Here is a 1,699-nt window from a genome sequence, read left to right on the forward strand (position 1 = left end):
GGCTCCCGCAACGACAGCGGCACGATCATCAGGACGGCGAAGAGCACGGTGAGGGTGAGCACCGCGCTGCGCAGCGCCGCCCCCAGCCCGAGGGCCAGCACCCCCACCAGTGCCAGGTACGTCGCCGTCGCCAGCACGTCGCCGAGCGTCCCGGCCAGCGGCGCCGCCCCCAGTCGCCGAGCAGCGGCCGGGCCGCGAGCACCCGACCAGGCCGAGCAGCAGCCCGAAGGCGAACGTCACCGCGCCGGCCACCACCGCCTTGGCCAGCAGCATCCGGCCCCGCGACGGGGTGCCCTGCAGGGTGGTGCGGATGGTGCCGGTGGCGTACTCGCTGGTGATGGCGAGCAGGCCGAGCGCCAGCACCGCGTACTGGGTGAGTTCCAGCGCGCCGACCAGCACGTTGCCGACGGTGACCACGCCCCGGTCGTCGGCCGGGTCGTCGTTGGTGTTGGCGTTGGCCGCGTAGATCGCCAGTTGGGCCGAGGTGGCGGCCATCAGCAGCACCCCGGCCAGCAGGGTCCACCAGGTGGCCCGCACCGACCAGAGCCGGGTCCACTCGGCGGCCACCGCGCCGGCGAGACCACCGCCCCGGGCGCGGGCGGGCGGGGGAGAGGGCGGTCACCGGGCACCTCCCGCGCGTACTCGACCGCGTCGCCGGTCAGCCGCATGAACGCCTGTTCCAGCGTGACGGCCACCGGACTCAGTTCGTGCAGCGGTACCCCCAGCTCGTACGCCAGGTCGCCGACCCGGTCGGCGGTGACCCCGGTGACGGCCAGGCCGCGCGGCCCTCGGCCGTGACCGCGTACCCCTCGGCGGTGAGCCGTCCGGCCAGCGCGGCCAGCCCCTCCGGGTGTGGCCCGCGGACCCGCACGGGCGGCGGTGGCGCCCGTGGCGAGCACCTCCGCGACGGGCGCGTCGGCGATCAGCCGGCCCTTGCCGATCACCACGAGGTGGGCGGCGGTCTGCTCCATCTCGCTCATCAGGTGGCTGGAGAGCAGCACGGTCCGTCCCTCGGCGGCGAGGTCGGCGGTGAGCTGCCTGATCCAGCGCACCCCGTCCGGGTCGAGGCCGTTGACCGGCTCGTCGAACATCAGCACCGGCGGGTCGCCGAGCAGCGCGGCGGCGATGCCGAGCCGCTGTGCCATGCCGAGCGACAGGGTCCGTCCCGGCTTGGCGGCGGCCCGGTCGTCCAGGCCGGCCACGGCGAGCACCTCGTCGACCCGCCGGGCCGGGATGCCGTTGCTGCGGGCCATCGCCAGCAGGTGCGCCCGGCCCGCCCGCGCCGGATGGATCGCCCGGGCGTCGAGCAGCGCCCCCACCTCCCGCAGCGGATGGCGCAGCTCCCGGTACGCCCGCCCGGCGACCAGGACCCGACCGGCGGTGGGCCGGTCCAGGCCGAGCACCATCCGCATGGTGGTGGACTTGCCCGCGCCGTTGGGGCCGAGGAACCCGGTGACCCGCCCGGGTGCGATGTCGACGGTCAGGTCGTCGACGGCCGTCACCGTCCCGAACCGCTTCGTCAACCCACGTAGTGTGATCATGCGTTGACGGTAGGAACCGACGGGCCGGCGCCGCCGCTGCCGATCGGCGTCCGCCGGACCCGACTTTGGTCAGGTGCTCCGGCCCCGCCGTCCCGCCCGTCCCGCCGTCCGCCGCTTCGCCGTTCCGCCCGTCCCCCTGGTCCCGCCGTCCCGTGGCC

The 1,699-nt window shown here is 75.9% G+C and carries 1 protein-coding gene and 1 pseudogene; both read right to left on the reverse strand.

Annotated features, from left to right (window positions below; translation table 11 throughout):
- A pseudogene (locus JNW89_RS36060) lies at positions 1 to 537 on the reverse strand (ABC transporter permease subunit); the annotation flags it as partial.
- A complete protein-coding gene (locus JNW89_RS36065) occupies positions 495 to 1,541 on the reverse strand; it encodes an ATP-binding cassette domain-containing protein (protein WP_238452411.1) in 1,047 nt (348 codons plus the stop codon). The gene JNW89_RS36065 and the pseudogene JNW89_RS36060, both read right to left, overlap by 43 nt.
- Positions 1,542 to 1,699 lie beyond the last annotated feature (158 nt).

The sequence above is a fragment of the Micromonospora sp. 4G55 genome (assembly GCF_016803375.1).

What these genes read in the sequence shown, in the direction of transcription:
- JNW89_RS36065 (WP_238452411.1), bottom strand. Translation starts at nt 1,541, where the DNA reads ATGATCACACTACGTGGGTTGACGAAGCGGTTCGGGACGGTGACGGCC.